This window comes from Jeotgalibacillus sp. S-D1, from assembly GCF_004358665.1.
Classification (GTDB): Bacteria; Bacillota; Bacilli; order Bacillales; family Jeotgalibacillaceae; genus Jeotgalibacillus.
In genome coordinates, this window is record NZ_SMZR01000007.1 from 84,310 (window position 1) to 110,674 (window position 26,365).

General features: G+C 42.9%; 23 protein-coding genes and 2 riboswitches. Of the genes, 8 read left to right on the forward strand and 15 right to left on the reverse strand.

The annotated features are described in order from the left end of the window. Positions 1-27: 27 nt before the first annotated feature. The gene (queF, locus tag E2R51_RS17150; protein ID WP_133378319.1) at positions 28-525 is read right to left on the reverse strand and encodes a preQ(1) synthase; all 498 of its coding nucleotides are present in this window, start codon (positions 523-525) and stop codon (positions 28-30) included. A 174-nt stretch (positions 526-699) separates the two neighbouring features. After that, positions 700-1,182: a GyrI-like domain-containing protein gene (locus tag E2R51_RS17155; RefSeq protein WP_133378320.1), complete on the reverse strand. Its 483-nt coding sequence runs from the start codon at positions 1,180-1,182 to the stop codon at positions 700-702. Positions 1,183-1,395: 213 nt separating this feature from the next. Between E2R51_RS17155 and msrB the strand changes: the two genes are divergently transcribed. Further along, on the forward strand, positions 1,396-2,550 hold the full coding sequence (gene msrB / locus E2R51_RS17160) for a peptide-methionine (R)-S-oxide reductase MsrB (RefSeq protein WP_133378321.1): 1,155 nt from the start codon (positions 1,396-1,398) through the stop codon (positions 2,548-2,550). Between the two features lie 193 nt (positions 2,551-2,743). Next, positions 2,744-3,304 (forward strand): beta-class carbonic anhydrase, encoded by a 561-nt coding sequence (locus E2R51_RS17165; RefSeq protein WP_133378322.1) that lies wholly within the window; start codon positions 2,744-2,746, stop codon positions 3,302-3,304. 36 nt (positions 3,305-3,340) lie between these two features. Here E2R51_RS17165 and E2R51_RS17170 read toward each other — a convergent pair whose 3' ends face one another. From E2R51_RS17170 to E2R51_RS17210, 9 genes are all read right to left on the reverse strand, one after another. Further along, entirely contained in the window at positions 3,341-3,826 is a 486-nt protein-coding gene (locus tag E2R51_RS17170) for a DinB family protein (protein ID WP_165967260.1), read from the reverse strand. Positions 3,827-4,037: 211 nt separating this feature from the next. Then, entirely contained in the window at positions 4,038-4,646 is a 609-nt protein-coding gene (locus tag E2R51_RS17175; RefSeq protein ID WP_133378324.1) for a DUF1349 domain-containing protein, read from the reverse strand. Between the two features lie 89 nt (positions 4,647-4,735). Continuing rightward, on the reverse strand, positions 4,736-5,368 hold the full coding sequence (locus E2R51_RS17180) for a response regulator transcription factor (protein ID WP_133378325.1): 633 nt from the start codon (positions 5,366-5,368) through the stop codon (positions 4,736-4,738). Further along, on the reverse strand, positions 5,365-6,408 hold the full coding sequence (locus E2R51_RS17185; protein WP_133378326.1) for a sensor histidine kinase: 1,044 nt from the start codon (positions 6,406-6,408) through the stop codon (positions 5,365-5,367). Before E2R51_RS17185 ends, E2R51_RS17180 begins: the two co-directional genes overlap by 4 nt. Beyond that, positions 6,405-7,145 carry a cell wall-active antibiotics response protein LiaF gene (gene liaF, locus E2R51_RS17190; RefSeq protein WP_165967261.1) on the reverse strand — a complete coding sequence of 247 codons (741 nt, stop codon included), beginning with the start codon at positions 7,143-7,145 and terminating at the stop codon, positions 6,405-6,407. Before liaF ends, E2R51_RS17185 begins: the two co-directional genes overlap by 4 nt. Positions 7,146-7,308: 163 nt before the next feature. Beyond that, positions 7,309-7,956, reverse strand: coding sequence for a PspA/IM30 family protein (locus E2R51_RS17195; RefSeq protein WP_133378328.1), 648 nt, complete (start codon positions 7,954-7,956; stop codon positions 7,309-7,311). A gap of 16 nt (positions 7,957-7,972) precedes the next feature. Beyond that, on the reverse strand, positions 7,973-8,320 hold the full coding sequence (locus E2R51_RS17200) for a lmo0954 family membrane protein (protein ID WP_133378329.1): 348 nt from the start codon (positions 8,318-8,320) through the stop codon (positions 7,973-7,975). 322 nt (positions 8,321-8,642) lie between these two features. After that, on the reverse strand, positions 8,643-9,188 hold the full coding sequence (locus E2R51_RS17205; RefSeq protein ID WP_133378330.1) for a GNAT family N-acetyltransferase: 546 nt from the start codon (positions 9,186-9,188) through the stop codon (positions 8,643-8,645). Positions 9,189-9,364: 176 nt separating this feature from the next. Beyond that, on the reverse strand, positions 9,365-11,161 hold the full coding sequence (locus tag E2R51_RS17210; protein ID WP_133378331.1) for a M3 family oligoendopeptidase: 1,797 nt from the start codon (positions 11,159-11,161) through the stop codon (positions 9,365-9,367). 206 nt (positions 11,162-11,367) lie between these two features. On the opposite strand from E2R51_RS17210, the gene recQ reads away from it, so the two are divergent. The 4 genes from recQ to E2R51_RS17230 all read left to right on the forward strand — a co-directional run bounded on the left by recQ (position 11,368) and on the right by E2R51_RS17230 (position 16,103). Next, the gene (gene recQ, locus E2R51_RS17215; protein WP_133378332.1) at positions 11,368-13,515 is read left to right on the forward strand and encodes a DNA helicase RecQ; all 2,148 of its coding nucleotides are present in this window, start codon (positions 11,368-11,370) and stop codon (positions 13,513-13,515) included. A 79-nt stretch (positions 13,516-13,594) separates the two neighbouring features. After that, positions 13,595-14,338 (forward strand): tryptophan-rich sensory protein, encoded by a 744-nt coding sequence (locus E2R51_RS17220; protein WP_133378333.1) that lies wholly within the window; start codon positions 13,595-13,597, stop codon positions 14,336-14,338. A gap of 123 nt (positions 14,339-14,461) precedes the next feature. Beyond that, positions 14,462-14,800, forward strand: coding sequence for a hypothetical protein (locus E2R51_RS17225; RefSeq protein WP_133378334.1), 339 nt, complete (start codon positions 14,462-14,464; stop codon positions 14,798-14,800). 130 nt (positions 14,801-14,930) lie between these two features. Beyond that, positions 14,931-16,103 carry a GTP-binding protein gene (locus E2R51_RS17230; protein WP_133378335.1) on the forward strand — a complete coding sequence of 391 codons (1,173 nt, stop codon included), beginning with the start codon at positions 14,931-14,933 and terminating at the stop codon, positions 16,101-16,103. 142 nt (positions 16,104-16,245) lie between these two features. Here the strand turns inward: E2R51_RS17230 and map are convergent, their stop codons facing one another. Continuing rightward, complete coding sequence (map, locus tag E2R51_RS17235) at positions 16,246-16,986, reverse strand: type I methionyl aminopeptidase (protein WP_133378336.1); 741 nt, start codon at positions 16,984-16,986, stop codon at positions 16,246-16,248. A 189-nt stretch (positions 16,987-17,175) separates the two neighbouring features. Further along, the gene (gene thiT, locus E2R51_RS17240; protein ID WP_133378337.1) at positions 17,176-17,751 is read right to left on the reverse strand and encodes an energy-coupled thiamine transporter ThiT; all 576 of its coding nucleotides are present in this window, start codon (positions 17,749-17,751) and stop codon (positions 17,176-17,178) included. Between the two features lie 138 nt (positions 17,752-17,889). After that, a riboswitch (TPP riboswitch) is annotated at positions 17,890-17,991 on the reverse strand. 123 nt (positions 17,992-18,114) lie between these two features. Here thiT and E2R51_RS17245 point away from each other — a divergent pair. Next, on the forward strand, positions 18,115-19,149 hold the full coding sequence (locus E2R51_RS17245; RefSeq protein WP_133378338.1) for an FUSC family protein: 1,035 nt from the start codon (positions 18,115-18,117) through the stop codon (positions 19,147-19,149). A 634-nt stretch (positions 19,150-19,783) separates the two neighbouring features. Here the strand turns inward: E2R51_RS17245 and metH are convergent. Further along, complete coding sequence (gene metH / locus E2R51_RS17250; RefSeq protein WP_133378380.1) at positions 19,784-23,230, reverse strand: methionine synthase; 3,447 nt, start codon at positions 23,228-23,230, stop codon at positions 19,784-19,786. Next, positions 23,208-25,070 carry a bifunctional homocysteine S-methyltransferase/methylenetetrahydrofolate reductase gene (locus E2R51_RS17255; protein WP_133378339.1) on the reverse strand — a complete coding sequence of 621 codons (1,863 nt, stop codon included), beginning with the start codon at positions 25,068-25,070 and terminating at the stop codon, positions 23,208-23,210. Before E2R51_RS17255 ends, metH begins: the two co-directional genes overlap by 23 nt. Before the next feature lie 113 nt (positions 25,071-25,183). Next, positions 25,184-25,309: riboswitch (SAM riboswitch) on the reverse strand. Positions 25,310-25,482: 173 nt separating this feature from the next. On the opposite strand from E2R51_RS17255, the gene E2R51_RS17260 reads away from it, so the two are divergent. Beyond that, positions 25,483-26,124 carry an SOS response-associated peptidase gene (locus tag E2R51_RS17260; RefSeq protein ID WP_133378340.1) on the forward strand — a complete coding sequence of 214 codons (642 nt, stop codon included), beginning with the start codon at positions 25,483-25,485 and terminating at the stop codon, positions 26,122-26,124. Positions 26,125-26,365 lie beyond the last annotated feature (241 nt).

The window sequence follows — 26,365 nt, forward strand, 5'->3', positions numbered from 1 at the left end:
ACCACACGCTTTAACGCTACAAATATTCTACCGATTATCAACCGTCTCCGGATACATATCATGATTCATCAAACGATGATACGCCATTTCCTCATATTTCGTCCCAGGCTTGCCGTAGTTAGTATACGGGTCAATTGAAATTCCTCCACGTGGCGTGAATTTCCCCCATACTTCAATGTAGCGCGGGTCCATGAGTTCGATGAGGTCGTTCATGATGATGTTCATGCAGTCCTCATGGAAGTCGCCGTGGTTGCGGAAGCTGAACAAATACAATTTAAGGGATTTACTTTCTACCATTTTCACATCCGGAATATAACTGATATAAATGGTTGCAAAGTCCGGCTGGCTGGTTATTGGGCAAAGAGAAGTAAATTCCGGACAGTTAAATTTAACGAAGTAATCCCGGCCCTGGTGTTTATTTTCAAATGATTCGAGTACTTCCGGAGCGTAGTCAAATGAATAGTTTACTCCTTGATTCCCGAGCAGATTAACGCCTTCTAATTCTTTCTCTGATCTTCCTGACATGAAATATCCTCCTATATAGACGAGCTATCTTAGTAACTTTTTGGGATAAACTTCATTCCTATGTTCCAAATGCGGTCCACAAGAAAAGGACACATCCTGTTAGATGTCCCCGAATAAGTGTTATATTGTGCAAAATTTGCTGTAATCTCTGCTATTATACGTCCGAAGTTAAAATTAGTCTATACTCTGGGCTCTTTTTTTAATTGGAACGCCAATGGTAAGGGTCGGGCTCATTTTATATGGGTCATAATCCATCGGGTAGACATCCAGATGGTCTAACCCATATTGATGGAGCTGGTAACCTTTATTTTCCACCCAGCTATAAAGCTTCTCATAACTTTTCCAGGCATGCTGCCCCTCGTGCTCCGTTATGGCGTATTCATGGGAAGGAACGATAATCCCATGCATATCAGAAGGAATCGACGGAGCGTTTCTTGCTTCTGTTCCTATAAAATAAGTAAAGCCATCTGTGCGGTCATGATAAGATAATCCGATCAGATCCGATTCCGCATTGACGAGACCCAGTTCCTTTAATCTTTCCTGCGAGTGCTGGATAGTAGGCAGAATGTCACCATGAGCTGCCGCTTCATAGGTTCCGCTCCATTTCATTCCTATAAAATAGAAGCTTGACTTCTTCATTACTTGAAAACCGGTCATCTATTACGCTCCTTTCATGTTCAGTTCGGAGGCGCCAAGACAGTAATTGACTGCTACTTATACTAATTCTCTTTTAATGTTCAAAATCCTTCATACATTTAAGAAAAACGAGCATTATTTTTATGGAAGCGAAACCAAATATGCTATCTTTAAGATAGAGTTGGACGTTTCGTTTCCCATATTTCACTTTAAATAACTTAATGGGGTGATTGAATGTCAAAGAAGAAGAAGAAATGGGCTGTATATAGTTTACTGATTGTGATCGCCGGTGCGGCTCTCTATATTATGTTCTCTGACCAGCTTGCTAACAGCTCCTACGGCAGCGAGCCTGTGACAGAAGCAGATATCGGACCGAATGAAGCTGTTGCCACCTTTGCAGGGGGATGCTTTTGGTGCATGGAACCGCCATTTGAAAAACTTGCAGGAGTAAGAGATGCGGTGTCAGGATATACAGGCGGAAAAGAGAAAAATCCCGCCTATAAAGAAGTTTCTTCCGGAAGCACAGGACACACAGAGGCAGTGCAGGTAATTTATGACCCGACCGTTATATCGTATGAGGATCTGCTGGAAGTTTATTGGAGACAAATTGATCCTACGGATGCTGACGGGCAATTTGTCGATCAAGGTGCTCAATACCGTCCTGAAATATTTGTACACAATGAAGAACAGCGCAAAGCAGCACAGGCCTCTAAAGAAGACCTTGCTGAATCCGGAAGATTTGAGGAAGACATCGTAGTACCGGTCACCGATGCCGTTACTTTTTATGTTGCAGAAGATTATCATCAGGATTACTATAAAAAAAGCTCAGACCGCTATGAGTTTTACCGTAAAAACTCCGGACGAGACCAGTTTTTGGATCGCACCTGGGGAAAAGATCGAGAACTTCCTCTCCTTACGAAAGATGAAGCTGACGCAAGCAGTCCCTACAACGTAGATTACAGTGACGAAGAGCTTCGTGATATGCTGTCTGAGATTCAATATAATGTAACCCAGGAAGATGGCACAGAAAAGGCTTTTGATAACGAATACGATGGATTCTATGAAGATGGGATCTATGTGGATATCGTCTCCGGAGAGCCCCTTTTCAGTTCGTTGGATAAATATGATTCCGGCACAGGCTGGCCGTCCTTTACAAAGCCGCTGGCACCTGAAAATATTGTTGAAAAAGAAGATCGCGGGATTTTCGGAACACGTACTGAAGTGAGAAGCAGATATGCTGATTCGCATCTTGGACATGTGTTTACGGATGGACCTGAACCGACCGGACTGCGATACTGCATGAATTCAGCTGCTCTGCGATTTATTCCTGCAGAAGATCTAGAAAAAGAAGGATATTCTGAGTTTACCCCTCTGTTTGAGGCTCAGTAAGAACGGTTATAGGAGAAATGCTCTGATTTTATGCAGAGTACTTCTCCTTCTTTTATTTTAGAAGGTGCTGGAAGGTTCAATAAGCTTATTTTTTATTAAACAACATTCGCTAAAATTTTTTCCAATTAGACAGAATCCTACTCTATTATATACAATGGAATAGTTAGAGAATATTAAACAGGGAGGATCATCCATGTCACTTCTATCAGAAATTTTAACTTTTAATAAGGAATTTGTTCAGGAAAAGCAATATGAGCCTTATGTTACAACGAAATTTCCTGATAAAAAATTAGTCATTTTAACCTGTATGGATACTCGATTGCTTGAGCTTCTGCCAAAATCGATGAATATGAACAATGGGGATGTAAAAGTAGTCCGCAATGCGGGAGCGGTTATTATGCATCCTTTCGGCAGTATCATGCGCAGCCTGCTGGTTGCTGTATATGAGTTGCAGGCAGATGAAGTGCTAATTATCGGCCACCATGATTGTGGGATGGGGGCAGTCAACAGCCATGACATGATTGAGAAAATGAAAGCACGGGGAATAACGGAAGATACGTTTGACACGTTGCAGTATTCCGGCATTGATTTGCAGGAGTGGCTGAAGGGCTTTGACGATGTTGCAGAAAGCGTAAGCCATAGTGTGGAAATGGTGCGCCAGCATCCGCTAATGGATAAAAATGTTCCTGTTCACGGGCTTGTGATCGACCCTGGCACAGGGCAGCTTGATTTAGTTAAAGACGGATATAAATAAAAGATAAAAAGCAAACCCAAGTAAAGGGTTTGCTTTTTATCTTTTAGCTTTATCTTTTAAATAATAAATATAATCATAAGGTATCCCCACATAGCCCAACTGACGATGCATAGCTGTCACGTTTCCTCTATGATATGACCCATGATTTACAACTGTATAAATCATCTCTTCAATTGAATTTTCCATTTCGATGCCTTTCATCGTTTTAAACGATCTTACTGTCTCCGGATTTTCAACAGAGGTTATATAATTCATCATTTCTTCATGCAGCACGGCGAATTCCTCTCTTGCGGTTTCAATTGAAGGAAGCCTTTTCCCTGCAATCGAAGGACTCTCTTCTCCCTGCATTCTCTTCAGCCATAAAGCATCCACAACCCAAACATGTTCAAATACCTCTTGCATAGAAGAAAAAACACTTTGCATTTCCTGCGCGTATACTTCATCTGGCAGTCCCGATAAATGTGCCAGCTGCTTATCAGTTCCCCATACATGATATGAAAACCAATCTGGAAGTAAGATCATTGAATTGCTCCTCTCTAGTACTATCATAGATTGTTAGTCTCTTTCATTACATCCACCAAGTCATATGTAAAACAATCCCGCTTCATTGCAGCATAGGATAAATACCTTGCCGTCAATCGATTATCTATACAAAAATGAACCGTCAATAGGGCTGCCTTTTCAGGATAACAGTGCATGACGGTTCACTCTATTCTTGTCTTATTTGCTGTTTTTACTTTACTTCAAGCTGGACAGTCCATGAATGAAAAGTAGTCGTAAAGGAAGCTTCCGGTGACGGGCTGCATGCATAAAGCCCGATTCGGATTGGTTTGTTATGGTCATCCTCATGCAGTCTTCCGATCCGCATCTGCTCGTATTCCCCTTCACTAAGTGCTGATTTCACCCAGATCTGGTAGGTGCCGCTCGTTCGTTTAACTTTAAATGTCAGAGGCTCACACGCATCTTGTGCAGGGAAGTTTTTTGAAGCCCAGTCAGAGTAGCCATTGTTCGTAATAACCGAGCCTAAATAACAATTTCCTTCAGGCATATACTCCAGTGACACTTTTAACCAGCAGTCCTCAGAAAGCATAATAAATAAGCCAGATTGATCATAGCGATTCGCTGGATCCTCCATTGTTAAATGGACTTCCGTTTCAAAATCTCCCTCAATATCCTTATAAAAAACATGGCCATTCATGCGTTCGAACCCGTAATACGTTTTTCTCCAGAAGTCGGTATTTTCTTGTGTTTTTATTTTCATCACTTGATCTTCCAGAGACCAGGATGCAGGCTCGTTCAGCCAGCAGCATTCTCTGGCTTGATCTTCTAAAAGCGAACGCATTATGCTTACTCCTCTCAACAACATGTAGTACTCTAGTGTTTCCCTATAAAGCATAATAGATAACCCTTTTATCGTCATTTTCCTGTAATCTATTTAAACAATTCATGTTTAAATGCATAAATCACTGCCTGCGTTCGATCCTGGACCTCTAATTTCCCTAAAATATTGCTCACATGGGTTTTCACTGTTTTAAGGGCAATATAAAGTTCATCCGCAATTTCCTGATTCGTTTTCCCTTCAGTCATAAGCTGCAAAATTTCAACTTCACGCGCTGTCAGGTCATCATGTAAAGGACGTTTATCTCCCTGCCTCATTTTTTTCATCATCTTACCTGTTACTTCCGGCTCAAGCACCATTTCGCCATGATAGGTTTTGCGAACAGCGTCTGCAATCTCACTGGCTTTCGAGGTTTTTAGCATGTAGCTTGTCGCCCCTGCTTCGAGTGCAGGGTAAACCTTATCGTCATCTAAAAAGCTTGTGACGATGATTATTTTAGCTTCTGGCCAGGCTGAAATAATCTGTTTTGTTGCCTCTATGCCATCCATTTTTTTCATTACAAGATCCATGAGGATTATATCCGGCCGCAGATTCAAAGCCATTTCCACAGCCACCCCGCCATCATCAGCTTCACCGACGACCTCTAAATCTTTTTGAGCAGAAAGATACGATCCTACTCCTATCCGAACCATCTCATGATCATCTACAAATAAAACGCGAATCATTGTGCCCCATCCTCTCTTTCTTCAAATGGCACCTTCACTTCTAAACGTGTGCCTTTGCCGGGAAGTGATACGATTTTTAATGAACCGCCCACTTCTACCGCCCGCTCTCTCATGTTCATTAAACCATATGAACCTGCACGCTCTTCTGTTACCTCAAACCCAGTACCGTCATCCACTACTCTCAATATGACATAGCCGTCACGAAGAATACAGAGAACCTGGAGCATGTTGGCTTTAGCATGACGCAATGTATTGGAAACAGACTCCTGCAGAATGCGGAATAAATGATCTTCGATGCCTTTTGCGAGCTTCATCTCTTCTGCTTTCCACGAAATATTCATTGGAACCTTTTGCTGGAGTTCAACTAAAAGTTCATCCATGCCTTCTTTAAGCGTTTTTCCTTTTAGCGCGGCCGGTCTTAAATGAAGCAGAAGAGCCCGCATTTCCAGCTGGGATTGATGAATCATTTCCTCTACCATCCTAAGCTGTCTGGTTTCCTGGTTTGGTTCAGGATCCCTTGTTTCATTGATTGCTGACATCAGCATGGAAGCTGCAAAGAGCTGCTGACTTACGGAGTCGTGCAATTCCCTCGCTAGCCGGTTCCGCTCTTGTGAGACCATTTCCTGTATAATTTTTTCCTGATTTTCTACTTTTTCACTTGCAAGCTTTTGAGCGGTTCTCGCCTGATCGTGAATCATTTGCTGAATCCGCGCCGCTTCTTCTGAAAGTAAGGATAGTTCAGCTGTTTGAGGAGGCTTGCCAACAAGTGTTGATCTTCCTAATTTTGCATCTTCAAGCTGATGCGTTACATATTGAATCTGACGTTTAAATCCCACACTTTGAATCAACGCCCAAATACAGGCGATCAGCGCTGTACTCATAAGTAAAAAGAACACTAGGGGAATATCCAAAAGTCTTCCTGACCAAAAAACGGACCATTCAGCTGGTGGGAAAAGAGCTAAATAGCCACCTAATGAGACCAGAACAGCGGTAAATGCGATGCCCAGCGATTGCAGAATAAATCTCATTAACATCGTCATACGCGCTTCACCTCAAGATCGCCAACCCAGACAGAAGTCAGGATTTTCACTTTTTGAGGGGCGTCAGCATAAAACTCCGAATTAAACGACACACTCTCGTTCCATAACCGAGTGGATTGGAACTGGAATACTGAAGCCGTACCTAAAATGGCACTATGCCGAATACCAACATCCAGCTCGTAGGGAACAAGAATTGTCACTTTCCCAACCCCGCTGCGAATAGAAATAACAGATTCACCTGATGGCAAGACCGTATTGCTCAGGTCGATGACTACATCTCCAACTCCATTTTGCAATTGAATATCTTCCCATTCATATATTGCATGTGGGGTATGCTGATGGCCGATCCATTTATTTAATAAAAGCTGCTGGCGTTTGAATGTCAGCACTTCGGTGTTCTTTTCACCATTAGCCTGCTCGTGAACAACCGGGGCAATATAACCCGGTTCTTTCTTTGATTTAAAATAGTCTCCGATCCAGTAAACCACAAGAGCAATTACAATTAATTTCAGGGTAAACATGGACAGGATCGTAAATGTCAGACTGATCAGCCCGACACCGAGCATGATTTTTCCTAAAAATCGGTGAAAGTTCTTTCTGCCGAAATAAATAAGAAGCGCTGCAAAAAACAATGAAAAAATGGTTCCGCTTTTGAAAAATAATATTTCGATCAGGACGAGGCCTGCAGCAATAAGAACCCACGATGAAAGAACATCCGTTTGCAGATGACGCAGCATCTTAATCCCCCTTTCAATAAAACCATCAACAGCCATCAGATAAGCTCTGGTCGGCTGTTGATACCTTCACCTTTTCTATTGTATCGCTCCCGCACTTTATTCACTACGCTAAATCGAAGAAATTCGAGAGAAATCGCCATGATTTCCCTCGAATATTCACATCTCATGATTCAATGCTGTTTTGTTTTTGATTCATCCTCTTTTGAAGCTCTGCAATTTGCTGATCCACTGTTTGTTCTTCCTCCTGGACTTCATCTTTTTCGAGCTGTTGAAGATAAGCTTCAATTTTTTTGAACCGAAGTTCTTCTGCATTTTGTCCCGCATCTTCTTCTGCAAAAACATGCTCGGCCTTTTTATTAGCCTGTGCCATATTTTCTTTTCCCATTACTTCCAGGCGCTTAATATACATATCTTTTAGCTTGTGCTTCATGTCTGTATGCATTTGTTCAAGGGTGTGTAGCTGCTTCGCCACCTCCTGGACCGATATTTCAAGACGGTCTTTTCTTCCCTGATAATGAGTCAGTTCCCGCAGTGCTGCAGCAGCAAGCTCTGATTCTCCTGCCTCTTCTGCCAGTCGTACATGCTGCTCCCTTTTCGAAACCATTGATGAAGCTGTATTCAACTCTTTCGTGAACTCATTTTTTAACAGGCGCTGACGCTCAACAAGCGATGCCACCTTTTCAACTTCTTCCTCACATTCACGCAGATAACGGTTTAGCGTGTGAATCGGGTTGTTTTTGTTGTCGTTTTTTTTCTCTTCATAAAAATCTGATTTTATGGCATCTGCTACACGGGTAAGTAAGTTTGTCATTTTGTCCGGCTCCTTTTTACTTTGATTTTTTTGTTAGTTCTTCCCACTGTTTTTCAAAATTTACAAATGGATCCTTTGAGTTTGTTGTCTCCGGGGCATCCTGCCATTTTTTATATATGACGTAAACTACATATATTGCAGCAACACCCAAAATCGCCGGTACATTTGCAATAGCCGTCAGGCCGGCAACTGCTGCAATTGTTCCCCAAACCACTTTCTTAAACAGCGACTCCGTCTTGAAAAACCATTTTGCTGTGTAATACGTGATGGCAACACTGATTGACAGTGCAATGAGTGACCCGAGGTTTGCCAGAGCCAGGATGGCTGCAGCCACTCCAATCACGATTAACCAAAATTTATTCATCTCTTGTTCCTCCCTTTTCTTTTCATGCTCTTATCTTAACGCGGGCACAAAAATCACAACACGCTCTCAAGCTTGATTTTGATGTAGGTCCTGAGGCGTATAAGAGTATGGGCCGAATTTTGTCGAACTTACCACACCAGATGCAAATCCATTTCACTCAGAGCATTTAACCATTGCTGCACACAACCGATAGCAAAAAAAGACCGCAAAAAAAGCCGCCTCAGCGAAATTGTCGCAGGCAGCTGTTCTTTTTTTACCAGATCCTTCTTCTTACATTGCTTAAAGATCTGATAAGATATTTTTCCCAAAGGGTCTTACCCTTTCAAAATTCATCCTCAATCATGCTGTATATAAAATGGTCTTCCCACGTGCCGTTAATGTACAAATTTTTTCTGAGACAACCTTCTTTTTGCATGCCTACTTTTTCAAGCACCTTGATCGATGCCCCATTCCTTGGTGAGACAAGTGCTTCCATTCTATGTAAGCCAAAATCGCGAAAAGCAAATCTCAATGCTGCTGTGACAGCTTCAGTACCCAATCCCCGCATTGTTCTTGATTCGTCCAATGAATAACCAATAAAAGCCGAGGAAAATGGAAGTCTGCGAATCGAATAAATTGAAATGCTGCCTATCAGTTCACTTGTATCTGCTAAAAAAATACCCCAGCTGTATTCCTTGCCAAGTTTTTGCTGCGTTTGCGTCTCTGCTAATTTTTCAAGCTGAACCTCGCGTGTGTAAAATGATTCCGGATGCTTCGGTTCATGAACTGTCCAAAAATTGCGGTTTCGCTTTAATAAGTCGACAAACAGATCCACATCCTCCGGTCCCAAAGGCCGAAAGTAAAGACGCTCACTCTTCAACAAAATCATTTCAACTCTCTCCAATGCGTACAAACTTTTTTCACTTTCTTAAGTGTAAACCCAAAGCCAAAAAAAATCGATGGATTTTCAAACTTTTTTGACAGTCATATAGAATGGCCAATAACCCTTCTAATAAAAAAACCCCGTTCGCTGAGTGTATGCTCATCAAACGGGGTTTAGACAAACTATCTTTGTGTCAAACGAATAAATTCTTCAGCATCCTGAATGCAGATGGCAATGCCTTTTTCCCAGAATGCTTCTTTTGTGATGTCTTCATTTAAATGCTTTAAAGCCAGTTCTTCAGTGCTCATAACTGCAGTGTCCCGCAATAATGCCATGTATTTTTCTTCATAATCCGCCCCCTCTTCAAGCGCTTTTGCATAAATGCTCAGCGAGAAAAGGTACCCGAACGTATAAGGAAAATTATAAAAAGGAACGCCCGTTATGTGAAAATGCATTTTGGACGCCCAAAATCGAGGATGAGAATCTTCAATTGCTCCTGCATATGCCTCATGCTGGGCTTCAGTCATTAATTCATTTAAACGATTTGCGGGCACAGGTCCCTCTTTTCTTTCTTCATAAAAACGTGATTCAAATATGAACCGGGCATGAATATTCATGAAGAATGCAATGCTTCTCGAAACCTTATCCTCCAGTAAAGATACTTTTTCTTCCTCATTGGCTGCTTCTTTTACGGCAGCATCTGAAACAATCATTTCTGCAAATGTAGAAGCCGTTTCTGCAACATTCATCGCATACAATCGATTAAAAGGATCCATCGGACTCAGGACATAGGAATGGAAAGCATGGCCCAGTTCATGGGCGAGTGTCGCGACATTGGACATGGAGCCACTGTAGGTCATAAAAATTCTGGATTGCTCATTCAGAGGAAAGCTTGTGCAAAATCCTCCAGGCCGTTTGTCTGAACGGTCTTCCGCTTCGATCCAGCCTTCTTCAAAAGCTTTTTTTGCAAATGCTGCCATCTCTGATCCAAATTTAGCAAAGTGCTTTAAAATGAATGCGGCACCCTCGTCGTAGGAAATCGTTGATGAAACGTTCGAGACAGGTGCCCCGACATGCGCCCATGTCATTTTCTCAAGACCCAGAAGCTCTGCTTTTCGTTTAAGAAAGTCCACAAATGGCTGCTTATTTTTAGAGATAGCCCCCCACATGGCATCAAGTGTTTTTTGGTCCATCCTGTTAAGATCCAGCGGTTCTTTTAATACCTGGTCCCAGCCGCGTTTTTTATAAACATTCAAACGAAAGCCCCCAAGATGGTTTAGTGTTTCTGCGAACAAGGATTCTTTTTCCCTCCATGCGTCTTCAAGCTGATTATGTACCTCTTCACGTACTGCAGCATCTTGGTGAGACATCAGGTTATTAGCTTGTCCGACCGATAAGGTTTTGGATTCTCCATCCACGTTTACTTGAATGCTCATTGATGAGATAATTGTATTGTACATCTGCCCCCACGCATGATACCCGTCTACCCCAAGTGCCTGTATTAAATCCTCTTCCTTCTCTGATAACCGTTCCTTTGATTTTTCTCTCCACTCATTTAAGACAAATTCCAGTTCCTTAAATGACTGGTGTTCCAAAATCGAATTCCAGACAGACTCCTCAGCTGCTGAGAGCTTTTGCTGAAAGGCGGTAAAGGCTGAGCCAAACGATGCACTGAGACCGGTTATTTTCCCTCTAAGAGCGTTGGCTAAAGCATCTTTGGTATTTTGTGCTTCCAGACAGCTGGCGAATGCACCAGCTTGACGAATTCCCATCATTACGTTTTTTGCTTCTTCAATCAGCGCTTTTGTTTCAGCTAACTGCCCGGTATCAGACGGGGCACTGAACCGCTGCACCTTTTCTCTGAATTCCTCTGTTTTTTGAGCGTACTCTTTGAGATGCTTATCTAATTCAGGAGAGCTGCTCCCTCCTTTAAAAAAGACCTCTAAATCCCATTGCTGGGGATAGGTAACGGCTGTCATGGCTATTCCTCCTTAATAAATAAAATATGTAAATATTCAGACCACTTTCTATTTTTTACTATACCATAGTACTTCGAATCACGAAATGCTTTTAACCTCTTCAAATTAATTTACAGCGCTGTTTAAAATGTCGACTATCCCAATATCCATAGGGCCTTTTCATATGATAAACTAATAGAATTGAAGTTGAACGAAAGGATGATTAGATGATCCTGCAAGCAGAAAAAGCATTGCAAACCTACTTTGGCTATGATTCATTCAGACCGGGACAGGACCGCGTCATTGAATCCATTTTAAACGGGGATAACTCCTTAGGCATCATGCCTACCGGCGGAGGAAAATCTCTCTGCTATCAAATACCGGGGATTTTGGCTGAAGGCACTGCTGTCATCATTTCACCGTTGATTTCTCTAATGAGAGACCAGGTTGATGCGCTGCTGGAAAACGGTATAGAAGCAACGTACATCAACAGTTCCCTGACTTCAGGTGAAGTATCTGAAAGAATGCAGGATATTCGTCAGGGACGCTATCAATTTGTCTATGTGGCACCGGAGCGCTTTGATTCTCCGTTATTTTTTCATACGATCACCTCTATCAAGCTCTCACTGATTGCATTTGATGAAGCCCATTGCATTTCACAATGGGGGCATGACTTTAGACCGAGCTACCGTTCCATTGTAGACACCTTGAAGAAAATACCCAATCTTCCTGTCATGGCTGCCCTTACAGCAACTGCTACAGATAATGTCATACAGGACATTGCAAGGCTATTAGCCATTGAGCCGAAAAATATAGTCAATACAGGATTTGCACGTGATAATTTATCCTTTCATGTTTTAAAAGGTGAAGATAAGCATAAGTTTATTTCCCGCTACTTAAAGGAGCATCAGCTGGATACTGGCATTATTTATACAGCGACACGTAAAGAAGCGGACCAGCTGACTAAAACGCTCGGAGCAAAGGGACATTCTGTAACCTGCTATCATGCCGGCCTTTCTGAACAGCATCGAGAAGAAGCGCAGCGCCAATTTATCTACGACGAAAAAAAAATAATTATTGCAACAAACGCATTTGGCATGGGAATCGATAAGTCAAATGTGCGGTTTGTTATTCATTATCAGATGCCGATGAATATGGAATCCTACTATCAGGAAGCGGGCCGTGCAGGACGTGACGGCGAGCCGAGTGACTGCTTTTTGCTCTACAGTCCGCAGGATGTAATGCTTCAAAAGTTTTTAATTGAACAGTCCATGGCAAATGAGGACAAAAAAGCTGATGAGTACGCAAAACTGCAGAAAATGGTGAACTACTGCCACAGCAACAGCTGTCTTCCCCGTTTTATACTTGACTATTTTGAAGATCCTCAAATGACCGGCGATTGCGGACATTGCAGCAACTGTCGTGATGAACGGGAAAAAATAGACCGCACGCGTGATGTGCAAATCATATTATCCACCGTGAAACGGATGGGCGAGCGTTATGGGGCAGGCATTACAGCTAAGGTTCTTAAAGGATCCAAAAGCAAAAAAATTCTTGATTTCAGGCTGGATAAGCTGACTACTTACGGCCTGATGAAAAACCAGACAGAAAAACAAATCAGTGATTTCATCCATTATCTTATTTCTGATGGCTATCTTGGATTGGACAGCGGGCAGTTCCCAACCATTCGGCTTGGCTCAAGGGCACTGGGCGTGTTAAAGGGCGAAGAAGAAGTGTGGGTTAAATCTGCCTACCAGATTCAGCATCAGGACGTGTCTTACGATGAACAGCTATTCGAAAAGCTGCGCAGCCTTCGCTCTCAGCTTGCACAGGACCAATCCATTCCTCCATATCTGATATTCTCAGACGCCACGCTGCGGGAGATGGCCACTTACTATCCTGAGGATCACAATGCAATGCTTGCCATTAAAGGTGTAGGTGAACGGAAGTTAAACGAATATGGTGAAATGTTTGTTCACGCCGTGACAGAATATGTACAAGCATACGGCAAAGCAGCAGACAAAACCTCTGTGCCAGTCATCAAAAAAACAAAAACAGCGGAAGAAGTACCTGATGGAGACCAGCCAAGCTATATGTTTACATACAGCCTTCTTCAAGATGGAAACAGCGTGAGTAAAATTGCCATTAAGCGGGCAATGACAGAACAAACGATTGAAAAACATCTTCAAACAGCATTTAAAGAGGGGTACCCTCTTCCCTTCGATCAATGGTTCTCACAAGAGCTTGAAGATGAGGTTTTGACCGTTCGCCAGTCTCTTGAAGAACCAAAGTTAAAGCCGATCAAGGAGGCTTTAGAGGATAAAGCAAGTTATTTTCAAATAAAAATGATCTTAATAAAAAACACATTGATGTAAAAATTTCAGTATATTTATGGATGATCTCTAATATTAAGGGAATAGGGGAGGATAAAAGTAAAACTGGGAGGTCATTACCATGAAACGATTTATCATTAATTTACTGGCGCTCATCGCGGTTGTCGTGGTGAATGCGCTGGCAAATATCTTGCCAATTAACGGTCAGACATCCGGGGAGATTTCTGACAAGCTGAATGTGCTCTTCACACCTGCAGGCTATGTTTTCTCTATTTGGAGTTTTATTTACTTATTGCTTTTCATCTGGGTGATCAGAGGCGGGTTAAAATCACAGCGGGACCGCAGTGTTTATCGCGATACCTCTGCCCTGTTTGTAATCAGCTGCCTGTTTAATATCACGTGGATTTTTGTTTGGCATTATGAAATTTTTATTGCCTCGGTTATTGTAATCATCGGTTTACTGATTTCACTCATTTTAATTTATACAACGATCACACGAAATGAATTCACATTCTTTGACCGCTTCCCTTTTTCTGTTTATATGGGCTGGGTAAGTGTCGCAACGATAGCCAACATTGCTTATACTCTTACTTATTATGATTGGAACGGCTTTGGTTTATCTTCAGTATTCTGGACAGTGCTGCTATTGATTGTAGCGACTCTTCTCGCACTGACCGTTCGTTACCGTGAGAATGACTGGGCATACCCGCTTGTGTTTATTTGGGCATTTATTGGCATAGCAGTCCGAAATTCAGGAGAAGAGCCAGTTGTCGTTTATGCTGCCTATATTCTGGCAGCGGTCATCGCAATAGGGATTTTGGTGCTTCGCAACAAAAATGATAAGATCGTAAGCAGCAGAAGCTAGCCAGACTTGTTCTTCTATCAGCTGTACAGGATCCTGTACAGCTGATTTTTGTTTGCCTCTCCCCTGCTTTCTGATAGGATTAAAGAATAGAACCACCCTTTAGCGGGAGAAGGAGCTTCATATTTGGACGGACAATTTGTATTTGCTATGTTTTTAATTACATTATTAGTTGGACCTGTTTTAATGATCCTTTCCATCATTTATGGGAGAAGAAATAAAGTGAAATGGCTGTGGATTCTCAATTCCATTTTTCTGCTTTTCTCGCTTGGTGTAGTTGTGTATTACCTGCTCCGCCTCGATGAAATTGATGCGATGAATGCACCGGGAGGCACGGGCGTTTTGGTGCTGCTTCTTATGTCTTCCTATATCTCCATTCCAACTGCCTTTTCTTTTTTCTCCTTTGCAGGGGCAGTTTTTATGCAGCAGCGTAAAAAAGCAAAAGAAGATGAATTAAAACGGTGAGGCCTATATGGTCCTGCCGTTTTTTTCTTCGTGACAATCCTAAATAAATGCGATACTATTAAATCGTAGTGATTACGTTTTATACTTATTAATTTTAAATCGTAATGAATATTATTTAGGAGGAAAGAATATGACAATTCCCGTTACTGTTTTAAGCGGATATTTAGGCGCTGGTAAAACAACTTTATTAAATCATATACTCTCTAACAAAGAAAATCTACGAGTTGCAGTCATTGTTAATGATATGAGTGAGGTTAACATAGATGCTGAGCTGGTCAAAAATGGCCACTTCAGCCGGACAGAAGAAACATTAGTTGAGCTTCAGAATGGCTGTATTTGCTGTACACTGCGTGATGACTTGATGAAAGAAGTGGAGCGCCTGGTGGCTAACGGAAATATTGATTATATCGTAATTGAATCCACGGGGATTTCAGAGCCGATTCCAGTAGCTCAAACCTTTACCTATATGGATGAAGAGCTTGGCATTGACCTCTCCTCTATTTGCCAGCTAGATACCATGGTCACAGTCGTCGATGCGTTTCGTTTTTGGAAGGATTACGAAAGTGGAGAGACATTGCTGGACCGGAAGCAAACCGATGATGAATTGGATTTGCGTGATGTGTCAGATTTATTGATCGACCAAATTGAGTTTGCGGATGTAATCGTGCTGAACAAAACAGATTTACTATCTGATGAGTATATTCAAGCAATGAAAGCTTTTTTATCAAAAATAAATGCTGACGCTAAAATAATTGAAGCCGTCCAAGGGAATGTGCCCCTTGAAGAAATTCTCCATACCAGCCGATTTAATTTTGAGCGCTCCAGCCAATCAGCAGGCTGGATTAAAGAACTGAATGAAGAGCATGTTCCCGAAACCGATGAGTACGGCATTCAGTCCTTTGTGTATCGCAGAAATCGTCCATTTCACCCACAACGTTTTCACGACTGGCTGCTGCACCTTCCCAATGAAATCGTGCGGGCAAAAGGGTTCTTCTGGCTTGCAAGCCGCAATAGCACTGCCGGTTTATTTTCACAGGCCGGAGCATCCATTCAGATGCAGGGGGCTGGCGAGTGGATTGCAGCACTAAGTGAAGAAGAACAAAGAAAAACACTCGAAGATGAACCTGAACTGCTCGAAAAATGGGATCCTGTATGGGGAGACCGTTCAAATGAACTTGTTTGGATCGGCATTGAGATGGACAAGGAAAGCATCACAGCAGAACTTGATCGCTGCCTGCTGACGGATGAAGAAATGCAGCTGGACTGGTCCAAACTGCATGATCCCCTTCCTGCTTTCTTGTAGTATCATGAACGCTCTCCTAAAGGAGCAGGATCACTGTTTACACAGAATAATTTTTATAAAAATAAAGCAGCACAAAATAAAGAACGCCTTCATGAAAACATTCATGAAGGCGTTCTTCTTATGATAAGCACTGTTGTTTGAGCTACTTCGTTAAAATAATCGGCTCGCCTTTTGTAATGACAATTGTATGTTCGATTTGGGCAACGAGACTGCCATCCGGCGTTTTATACGTCCATCCGTCTGATTGCTCTTCCACAAAATCAGCGCTGGTTGAAATGAAGGGTTCGAACGCAATGACCGTTCCTTCCTGGAGTAGATCATTATCCCATGGATCAAAATAATTTAAAATATGGTCGGGTGCTTCATGCAGCGATTTACCAATGCCGTGACCGGTCAGGTTCGTAATCACTTTATAGCCGTTTTCACGAGCAACACGGGAAACGGTCTTCCCGATCTGGCTCTTTTTCGAGCCTGCTTTTGCTTTTTTAATGGCTTCGTAAAAAGCTTTTTCAGCAGTTTCACAAAGCTTGGTTAGTTCTTCGTCTTCTCCTACCACAAAAGAAATACCAGTATCAGCAAAATAGCCGTTCAGAGAACCGGAAACATCAATGTTTACCAAGTCTCCGCTTTGTATTACTCTGTCGCTTGGAATGCCGTGTGCCACTTCATCATTCACACTAATGCATGTATATCCCGGAAAATCATATTCACCTTTTGGACCGGAAACCGCTCCATGATCTGAAAATTTCTGCTTGCCAATTTTATCTAATTCTTTTGTTGTAATTCCCGGTTTAGTCGCCGCTCTCATTTCGTCGCGGATTTCAGCCACAATCGCTCCAATTTTTTTGAGCGCTTCAAGTTCCTGGTCTGTTTTTACAATCATGTTTCCCTCTCCTTGCACCTGTTTATCTGTTCACTATATCATATTATTCAATTATCTCCATGAGTTCTGCACTGTGAATAAAAGCATTTTACCAAACACAAACAGCTCGAGTCAAAACACGAAAAAAGCAGTCAGTATCCAGAGATGCTGACTGCTGAAGAATTAAACCTTTAAATATTTGAGGATCACCTAAGCATTTTTCATTCGCTGGTGCGTTGCCACTCTTGGAACTGTGGTGAGCAGTGTTGACAGAATGACAGCTGTTAAAATAAATGCAGGTCCAAGGTATGAACCGTTATAGGTCAATGAAAATATCCATGCAGGTACAGAAGGATCACCTGAACCAAAGAAGATGACACCTGCCAGGAAATGACAGACAAAACGAAGCAGCACGCCAATCAATGTCCCCAGTGTAATGAAAACAACTGCTTTTTTCATCAGCCCGTCTGAAAGTGCGCGTTGAACTGGACCTGCGAGAAGTCCTGCAAGACCGACTACAGTAAAGGCAATCGGGTAATCAAGAGCGCCCTGGACAGGAGTCAGGATATAAGCTCCTCCCAAAATGATCTGCAGAATTCCAACAAGAAGTCCGGTTAGCAAGCCGCCTTTTAACCCCCAGCGAAAAGCCATTAAGATAATCGGAACCATGGCAAAGCTGATCGAACCGCCTTGCGGCCAGATGGAAAATGAAAACTTGTCCAGTATTAGTCCAATCGCTGAGAAAATTGCGATCTCCAGTAAAAATAATAGTTTGTTACGTTCCATGTTGTTTCCTCCTTATGCGAATACGATGCAGTTCGCTCCAAGGGGACTTAACAGTTGCCGTGTACCGCTTTTTTAAACAAGAAAAAAGCATACAAAAAAGCAATGTCATAGGATAGAAATCCAGACATTGCTTAACGCGCCTGTTTCCATCCACATTCCTTCGTAAGCATTAACTCACAGGTTCAAAGGGTCTGAACAAAATGTTCACTCTCAGCCGTCAGGGCTCCCCTTGTGGAAATTGCATCTGCTTTAATTGTAACGTCTGCTAATCTATTTGTCATCCCAAATCGACTATTGAAAAAAGTTCTCGTATGCTATAATTGTGAGATATTGTCTTTGGCATATTTAAGTTTTTTATGAAGGATGTTGCAAATAATGAAATGGGTTCAAAATCGATTTGTTGGAGGAAGAATTGTTAAAACCGGTGTGGCCGTTTTTGTCACAGCTTTTATTTGCCAGCTGTTCAACCTGCCAGTTATTTTTGCCGTGATAACGGCTATTGTTACAATTGAGCCAACAGCAGCCGATTCCATCAGAAAAGGCATTATCCGTTTTCCTGCTTCAGCTATTGGCGGAGCAGTAGCCATGCTTACTACTTTCTTAATCGGGAATGTTGCCCTTACCTATGCTATATCAGCCGTTGCTACAATCTGGCTTTGCCATAAGCTGCGATTGGAAGCAGGCATGCTGGTTGCCACCCTAACAGCGGTAGCCATGATTCCAGGAGCTGATGATCATTACCTTCTAACCTTTGTTACCCGTCTAGGAACGACTGTTATTGGCCTTTTGACTTCAACTTTGGTGAACTTTGTCCTGCTGCCTCCAAAATATGAGAAACAAATACATGAACAATCTAGCCAGGCAGAAAACGAGCTGACACGAATTTTTCATCAGCGAATGGAGGAACTGCTGGCAGGCTCTACTCGCTCACGTGAACTGGAAAATGCAGCGGACCGTCTTCGTCACAAGCTTGACCGCACAGAAACCTTGTGCAGATTCCAACTGGAAGAATGGCATTATCATCGGTACAAGCGTGAGGAAATGCGAATTGTTCATATGCATCAAAAGAAGCTCTATCTTTTTAAACAGTTAACCTATCATTTAACTAACCTGCTCAGTTTGCCAATGGATGAAAAACCAAAATGGTCAGAAAAAGAAAAAGAGGATCTAAGGAAACTAACTTCTCAACTAATCGAGCGCATTCATACCACCCAAAATCTTGATCCGATTGACCGAAGCGCGCTTCAAACATTAAGAAATGCTTTAAAAGATGAAACGGAAGAAGAAGAACTCCCGGTTAAGAGCTATATTTATTTTGAATTGCTGACAATTCATGCTCTGCTGCGCAAACGAAAAGACTTTGTACGTGTTCCAAGTGCTACGCCTGCTGATTTATAAATTCCGTAACCCTGCCTGCCACTTTGCAAAGGGTTACGGTTTTTTATATGGGAAACAGCTGGGCCTTTAGGCACGACCCGCGGATTGAAGGTGTGAAGGCTTCGATTACGTCCCTCAACCCTTCGATTAAGTACGTCAAGGCTTCGATTCCGTGCCTCAACCCTTCGATTAAACACGCCAAGGCTTCGATTACGCCCCTCAAGTCTTCAATTGAACACGCTAAGCTTCGATTACATACCACAATCCTTCGATTGAACACGTCAATGCTTCGATTCCGTGCCTCAACCCTTCGATTGAACACGTCAATGCTTCGATTCCGTGCCTCAACCCTTCGATTGAACACGTTAATGCTTCGATTCCGTGCCTCAACCCTTCGATTAAACACGCCAAGGCTTCGATTACGCCCCTCAAGTCTTCAATTGAACACACTAAGCTTCGATTACATACCACAACCCTTCGATTGAACACCTGAAAGCTTCGATTCCGTGCCTCAACCCTTCGATTAAACACGCCAAGACTTCGATTGCATGCCTGAACCCGTTAATTCAACACACCATCGCCGCGGCTCACCTCCCCAAACACAAAAAACCGTCTCCCCCTCCATTAAGGGAAAGACGGTTTTTATAAAATACTCTTACAGCACATTAAAATATCTGGCTTCAGGATGGGCAAATACAATGGCAGAAACAGATGCTTCAGGCTCCATCATGTACCCGTCTGTTAACTCAACACCGATTTCCTCCGGTTGAATCAGCTTAAACAGTTTTTCCTGATCTTCAAGATTAGGACAGGCCGGATAGCCAAAGGAGAAGCGCTGACCTTGATATTTCGCACTGAACCGCTCCTGCATCGTGAAATCAACTGGATCAGGAAAGCCCCAGCGATCCCGCATTTGCTGATGAAGCAGTTCTGCGAAGCCTTCTGCAGTTTCAAGGGCAAGAGACTGCAGCGCATGGCTTTCTAAAAAGCGCCCTTCTTCTTTATAAATTTGTGCCTTTTCACGTATGCCACGTCCTGCTGTTACCGTAAAGAACCCTACATAATCCATGACCCCGCTGTCTACAGATTTAAGATAATCAGCTAAGCATAAAAATGGCTCACGAGGCTGGCGCGGAAACGTAAATCGTTCAATTTCCCGTCCGTGATTTTCAGGATCATAAATAATGACGTCATCTCCATCGCTTTGCGCAGGGAAAAACTGATACACTGCTGACGGCTGAATCAGTGACTCTGCCTTCACTTCGCCAATTAAATCATCTACCACATTTTTTATCTTTAACGTTTTCTCATCTTTTTCTGCTAATAAGCGCGAAATTTTCCCCTTAACGCCTAAATGGTGACCGATCAGCATTTGCATGTTGATGTAGGCTTCAACATGGGCAACCGAATAAGAGTTCAGCACTCTTCTTTTTAAATCGGATGGTGTGAATACAGGAGCATCGGTTGATACAGCTGGTTTAGTTTTAACCGCCACGGCTGTTTGTTTCGGTTTTTCGGCAGCACCCGCGTTCGCGGCCGCCTCTTTTTTCAATCGGCGTTCCTCCACCAGCTGTCCACGCTCCAATTCATCCTGCAATTGATTTGCAAGTGATAAACCATTCATGGCATCCTTCGCATAAAGCACAAGGCCTTCATAGTTTTGTGAAATTTTTGTATCAACAAATTTTCTGGAAAGAGCTGCTCCACCGACCAGGATCGGTATTTCCATGCCTTCTTCCCTCATGTCACTTGCTGTGATAACCATTTGCTGTGCTGACTTTACAAGCAGTCCAGAAAGGCCGATTATATCCGGCTTTTCCCGTTTTATCGCTTCAATCAATACGGTTGGCGTTACTTTTATGCCAAGATCCACTACCTCATATCCATTATTGCTCAGAATAATATCAACCAAATTTTTTCCTATATCATGAACATCGCCTTTTACAGTAGCAAGCAGCACCTTTCCCTTTGAAGAAGATGTGTCTGAAGCCTCCATATATGGCTCGAGAAATGCAACGGCCGCTTTCATTACTTCTGCACTTTGCAGCACCTCCGCAACGATCAGCTGATTGTCATTGAATAAACGGCCAACTTCTTTCATCCCTGTCATTAAAGGCCCATTGATAATTTTTAGAGGAGCATCATATTCTCCAAGGGCTATTTCAAGATCTGGCAGCAGCCCTTCCTTTGTTCCCTCCACTACATAATAAGCTAAACGCTCTTCAAGGGTCATATCAGGCATAGCAGATTTACTCTCTTTTTTCTTGCCGCGGTAAAACTCTGTAAATGAAGCTAGTGACTTATCAGTCGTTTCAAATAATAGCGTCTCTGCCATTTTTATTTCTTCTTCTGAAATAGAGGCAAATCGTTCAAGCTTTTCTGTATTGACAATGGCATAATCAAGGCCTGCCTGAGTACAGTGATACAAAAAGACAGCATTTAACACTTCCCGGCCAACAGGCGGCAGTCCAAATGAAACATTACTGATTCCAAGAGTTGTCTGCACAAGCGGCAGTGCTTCCTTGATAGCTTTAATGCCCTCTAAAGTAGCTTTGGCGGAACCGATATATTGTTCGTCTCCTGTGCCTACTGGAAAAACAAGCGGATCAAAAATAATATCAGAAGGATTCACTCCGTAGTCTTCCACTAATATTTGATAAGACCGTTTGGCGATTTCAAGTTTGCGTTCTTTGGAAACGCCCATACCCACTTCATCAATTGTACCCACTACCACTGCGGCACCGAATTTTTTCACGAGTGGAATGACCGCATCAAATCGTTCAAGTCCATCCTCTAAATTAATGGAGTTAATAATGGCTTTTCCCTGAGAATAAGTCAGCGCGCGTTCAAGGACTTCTTCATCCGTTGAATCAATCACAAGAGGCACTTTCACTTTTTTCACAACTTCTTGAATAAAATTCTCCATGTCTTCCATTTCATCACGGTCCGGGTCAGCGAGACAAATATCGATAACATGTGCTCCCCCTTTTACCTGGGCTCTTGCAATTTCAGATGCTTCTTCAATTTTACCTTCAGCGATCAGACGTTTAAATTTGCGTGAGCCTATAACATTTGTCCGTTCGCCAATCATCAGCGGACGCATGGACGGATCATCATAAACAAGCGGCTCTATACCGGATACTGTATGAACCTGTTTGTGTTTAACCACTCTTGGTTTATATTTTTCCATTGTTTCTGAAAGAGCTTTGATATGGGCAGGAGTTGTCCCGCAGCAGCCCCCCACAATATTCAGCCATCCTTTTTCAGCAAACCCTTCAAGCTTCTTAGCCAATGACAAAGGCGTTTCGTGATAATGACCTTCTTCATCAGGCAGCCCTGCATTCGGATAACAACTAACATAAGAGTTGCTTAACTCAGATAATGAGCGAATATGATCCTGCATAAATTCAGGACCTGTCGCACAGTTTAGCCCAACTGAAACAGGCTTCATATGTTCCACGCTGATATAGAAAGCATCAATCGTCTGACCGGCAAGGGTTGTTCCCATTGGTTCAATGGTGCCGGAAATCATTACATGAAGCTCTTTGCCCGTTTTTTTAAATGCTTCCTGAATGCCTAAAAATGCACATTTCACATTAAGCAAATCCTGGCTTGTCTCCACTAAAAGCAGGTCGGAACCGCCATCAATTAAGCCGCGTGCCTGCTCTGCATAAGAGGCAGTCAAATCCTGAAAGGTGGTCCCGCCCGTTACACTTAATGTCTTCGTTGTCGGACCCATTGAGCCTGCTACAAACCTCGGCCGTTCTGGCGTTGACCATTTATCGGCTGAGCGTTTGGCAATTTCAGCGCCGAGCCGGCTCAGTTCATAGGCATCCTGTGAAATATCGTATTCTTCCAGAACCACACTCATACTTCCAAACGTATTCGTTTCAACGATATCTGCACCCGCTTCAAAATAAGCATCATGAATCCGCTCAATAACATCCGGTGCAGTTCTGTTTAAATTTTCATTGCAGCCTTCGAATTCTTCCCCGCCAAAATCATCTGCAGTCAGCTGGGCTTCCTGAAGCATTGTTCCCATTGCTCCATCCATGATGAGGATTTTTTTCTCTAGTTGATCAGTGAATAATGTTGGACACATGGTGAATCCCTCCAGCTCTTTTTGCCGCTTGTTCATTTGCATATCTCGTTAACTCTGCTGTTACTTCATAACGCATAAATGGGGTAATCAAATAGATCCCGTTGAATAGCTCAAGTGCTGCATCAATTAATGATTTGGTAATAGCTATCCCTTCCTGCGCAGATTTTTCTTTATCTCCCGATACCTTTGCCATCCGTTCGCGAACTTCGTCTGACAGCTTAATGCCAGGTACTTCATGATGCAGAAACTCAGCGTTTCGGCTGCTGGTTAAGGGCATTAACCCAATATACATTGGCTTTTGAATATGCTTGGTATGCTCATAGACATCCAGCAGTTTTTCGTTTGAAAAAACCGGCTGACTCATAAAGTAATCAGCGCCTGCTGCAATCTTTTTCTCCATCCGCAGCACTGCCCGTTCCACGCTTCTGACGTGCGGGTTAAAAGCCGCTCCAATGGAAAACGACGTGGATTCACCCAGGTCTTTACCTGACATGGAAACACCTTTATTAAGCTGCTGAATCATTTCAATTAATTCAAAAGAGGACACGTCATAAACAGACGTTGCACCCGGAAAATCCCCAACCTTAGTCGGGTCGCCTGTTACTGCCAGCAAATCATGAAGGCCAAGCGTGTGCAATCCCATTAAATGTGATTGCAACCCAATCAGGTTCCGGTCCCGGCAGGTGATATGAACAAGCGGTCTTGCACCGATTTCCTGTTTTATTAAATGGCCCAGTGACTCGTTGGACACTCTTGGGCTTGCCAGAGAATTATCAGCAAGTGTTATGGCGTCAGCCCCAGCATCCTTGAGTACTTGAGCACCTTTCATAAAAGCATCCGTATTTAATTTTTTAGGAGGATCCAATTCCACCACCACCGACGGCCGGGCTGATACTATGGAAGGCAGCGGCTCAGGGACATGGATTTTTTTTGACCTGACTTCAATTTTTGGTTCCGGAGCGATGATTTTCTTTTCCGTTATCGGTACAGCATTCTGCAATGCACCTGAAAAGGCACGGATATGCTCGGGAGTCGTTCCACAGCAGCCTCCAAGCAGGCGAACCCCTTGTGCTATGAATGATTTGGCGCATTCAGCAAAATATTCAGCATTGTTATTATATTGAAGGTCTCCATCCGAATAAGAAGGCAGGCTGGCGTTTGGATAGGAGGATAAGAAAGCATGCTTTGGCAGGGGAACACTTTCCAAAGATCTCAGCATATGAAAAGGCCCCTGGCGGCAGTTGATTCCCACTACGTCTGCACCCAGATCTTCAAGCCTGCCAAGTGCCTCAGCAATGGGTGTCCCATCCTGCAATACACCTATTTCCTGTAATGAGACCTGAGCGATTATCGGTACATCCGTTGCTTTACGGGCAATTTCCACCACCGTCGAAAGTTCTTCCAGATCGTAATAGGTTTCAAGCAGCAGTCCATCTACACCTTCCAGCAGCAAACAATAGAGCTGTTCGCGAAAGGAACGTTTAATTTCATCAAGTGCAATGGATTGAGGGCGGATGCTTCTTATTCCGCCAATTGTTCCAAGTATATGCGTATCTTTTTCTGCAGCAAGCTTTGCATTTCGGACAGCTGCACTGTTTATTTCCTTAACCTGGTCTTGAAGTCCGTAACGTTCAAGCTTATGATAGTTTCCGCCGTAGGTGTTTGTCTGAATGACATCGGCTCCCGCTTTGATATACGCAGAATGGATCTGCTGAATATGTTCGGCCTGTGAAAGATTAAGTTCCTCGAAGCATTGATCTGTTCCATAAGAGTAAAGCAAGGTTCCCATTGCACCGTCTGCGATTAATATTTTCTCTTGAAGCGCTTCTGCTAATTTCATATAAAAAACTCCTCCCTTAATTCTTCATCCGCTATTCGGAGCAGCTGTTGTATATACAAAAAGGCCTTCTTATTGAATCAATAAGAAGACCTGTACGTATGAGATCACAACTCTCCTTATCTTCCCCGTATGCCTTAAGCAGCATACAAGCTGGAGTTAGCACCTTTTCATAAAAACGAAGCCTATGAAGGTTGCTGAGGTTTCGCAGGGCCTTGTCCCTCCACCTCTCTTGATAAGAATCCAAACTATTTAGTTAATTACAGATACTCTACTAGATGCAGTTGTTCCTGTCAATGGCTGACTTCAGATTAACAAAAGCACAGCCTGGCCGTGCCCAATCGTTTGACCTTTCCCACTTTTTCTTTTGTGTGATACGATCAGGGTATAATAATGGCAAAAGGAGGGATTTTTTATGTGCGGTCGATTTTCCCTGACTGAAAAACTGGCTGAACTTCAAGCTCATTATGAATTTGAGATGAGGGAGGAATTTTCTTATGAACCGAATGACAATATTTCTCCTTCGCAGCAAATCATGGCTGTGGTAGAAGTGGATAAGATCCGTTACCCTGTTCAGTTCCGCTGGGGTCTGATCCCCCCGTTCGCTAAAGATGAAAAAATTGGCTACAAAACGTTTAACGCCCGTTCAGAAACCGTTCAGCAAAAGCCCAGCTTTAGAAAAGCTTTTCAAAAAAAACGATGCCTGATTCCTGCAGATTCCTTTTACGAATGGCAAAAGCTTTCATCCAAAGAAAAACAGCCTTTTGCTATCAAACCTGCTTCAAATAACATTCTGACGTTCGCGGGTTTATGGGAATCCTGGCACAAAGGGAATGAAGTGATCAGAAGCTGTACCATTTTAACTACCCGTCCAAATTCAAAAATGGAATCAATTCATGACAGGATGCCGGTTATTTTAAAAGAAGATGACTATCAATCATGGCTGTCTGCCGACACCAATGCTGACGAGCTGCAATCTTTACTGCAGCCATGCAGGGATGAGTACCTGACGCTTGATCCGGTTCCTAATGATTTTTTCAAAAGAAAAAAAGCTTAATATTTTTGGTCAGATAAAGCTGCTGAAAAAGAATTTAAAACTTCCTGTACGGCATAAAACTCATCTAACAGGAGGCCGGTTAATTTCCGCTGCAGGCGAGGCTTTCCGCGGGGCGTGCGGTGAGCCGCTTCGAGCTAACGCTCTTCAGCGTCTCACCTGTCACGCTGCATCCCGCAGGAGTCCCCCCTTCCGCTCCAATTAACCTATACTTTATTACTCTACTGTGTCATTAAAAGGTTCT

Excerpts from the sequence above, each read along its gene's own strand:
- queF (WP_133378319.1), bottom strand. The coding sequence starts at position 525 with ATGTCAGGAAGATCAGAGAAAGAATTAGAAGGCGTTAATCTGCTCGGG.
- E2R51_RS17155 (WP_133378320.1), bottom strand. The coding sequence starts at position 1,182 with ATGACCGGTTTTCAAGTAATGAAGAAGTCAAGCTTCTATTTTATAGGA.
- msrB (WP_133378321.1), top strand. The coding sequence starts at position 1,396 with ATGTCAAAGAAGAAGAAGAAATGGGCTGTATATAGTTTACTGATTGTG.
- E2R51_RS17165 (WP_133378322.1), top strand. The coding sequence starts at position 2,744 with ATGTCACTTCTATCAGAAATTTTAACTTTTAATAAGGAATTTGTTCAG.
- E2R51_RS17170 (WP_165967260.1), bottom strand. The coding sequence starts at position 3,826 with ATGATCTTACTTCCAGATTGGTTTTCATATCATGTATGGGGAACTGAT.
- E2R51_RS17175 (WP_133378324.1), bottom strand. The coding sequence starts at position 4,646 with ATGCGTTCGCTTTTAGAAGATCAAGCCAGAGAATGCTGCTGGCTGAAC.
- E2R51_RS17180 (WP_133378325.1), bottom strand. The coding sequence starts at position 5,368 with ATGATTCGCGTTTTATTTGTAGATGATCATGAGATGGTTCGGATAGGA.
- E2R51_RS17185 (WP_133378326.1), bottom strand. The coding sequence starts at position 6,408 with ATGACGATGTTAATGAGATTTATTCTGCAATCGCTGGGCATCGCATTT.
- liaF (WP_165967261.1), bottom strand. The coding sequence starts at position 7,145 with ATGCTGCGTCATCTGCAAACGGATGTTCTTTCATCGTGGGTTCTTATT.
- E2R51_RS17195 (WP_133378328.1), bottom strand. The coding sequence starts at position 7,956 with ATGACAAACTTACTTACCCGTGTAGCAGATGCCATAAAATCAGATTTT.
- E2R51_RS17200 (WP_133378329.1), bottom strand. The coding sequence starts at position 8,320 with ATGAATAAATTTTGGTTAATCGTGATTGGAGTGGCTGCAGCCATCCTG.
- E2R51_RS17205 (WP_133378330.1), bottom strand. The coding sequence starts at position 9,188 with ATGATTTTGTTGAAGAGTGAGCGTCTTTACTTTCGGCCTTTGGGACCG.
- E2R51_RS17210 (WP_133378331.1), bottom strand. The coding sequence starts at position 11,161 with ATGACAGCCGTTACCTATCCCCAGCAATGGGATTTAGAGGTCTTTTTT.
- recQ (WP_133378332.1), top strand. The coding sequence starts at position 11,368 with ATGATCCTGCAAGCAGAAAAAGCATTGCAAACCTACTTTGGCTATGAT.
- E2R51_RS17220 (WP_133378333.1), top strand. The coding sequence starts at position 13,595 with ATGAAACGATTTATCATTAATTTACTGGCGCTCATCGCGGTTGTCGTG.
- E2R51_RS17230 (WP_133378335.1), top strand. The coding sequence starts at position 14,931 with ATGACAATTCCCGTTACTGTTTTAAGCGGATATTTAGGCGCTGGTAAA.
- map (WP_133378336.1), bottom strand. The coding sequence starts at position 16,986 with ATGATTGTAAAAACAGACCAGGAACTTGAAGCGCTCAAAAAAATTGGA.
- thiT (WP_133378337.1), bottom strand. The coding sequence starts at position 17,751 with ATGGAACGTAACAAACTATTATTTTTACTGGAGATCGCAATTTTCTCA.
- E2R51_RS17245 (WP_133378338.1), top strand. The coding sequence starts at position 18,115 with ATGTTGCAAATAATGAAATGGGTTCAAAATCGATTTGTTGGAGGAAGA.
- metH (WP_133378380.1), bottom strand. The coding sequence starts at position 23,230 with ATGTGTCCAACATTATTCACTGATCAACTAGAGAAAAAAATCCTCATC.
- E2R51_RS17255 (WP_133378339.1), bottom strand. The coding sequence starts at position 25,070 with ATGAAATTAGCAGAAGCGCTTCAAGAGAAAATATTAATCGCAGACGGT.
- E2R51_RS17260 (WP_133378340.1), top strand. The coding sequence starts at position 25,483 with ATGTGCGGTCGATTTTCCCTGACTGAAAAACTGGCTGAACTTCAAGCT.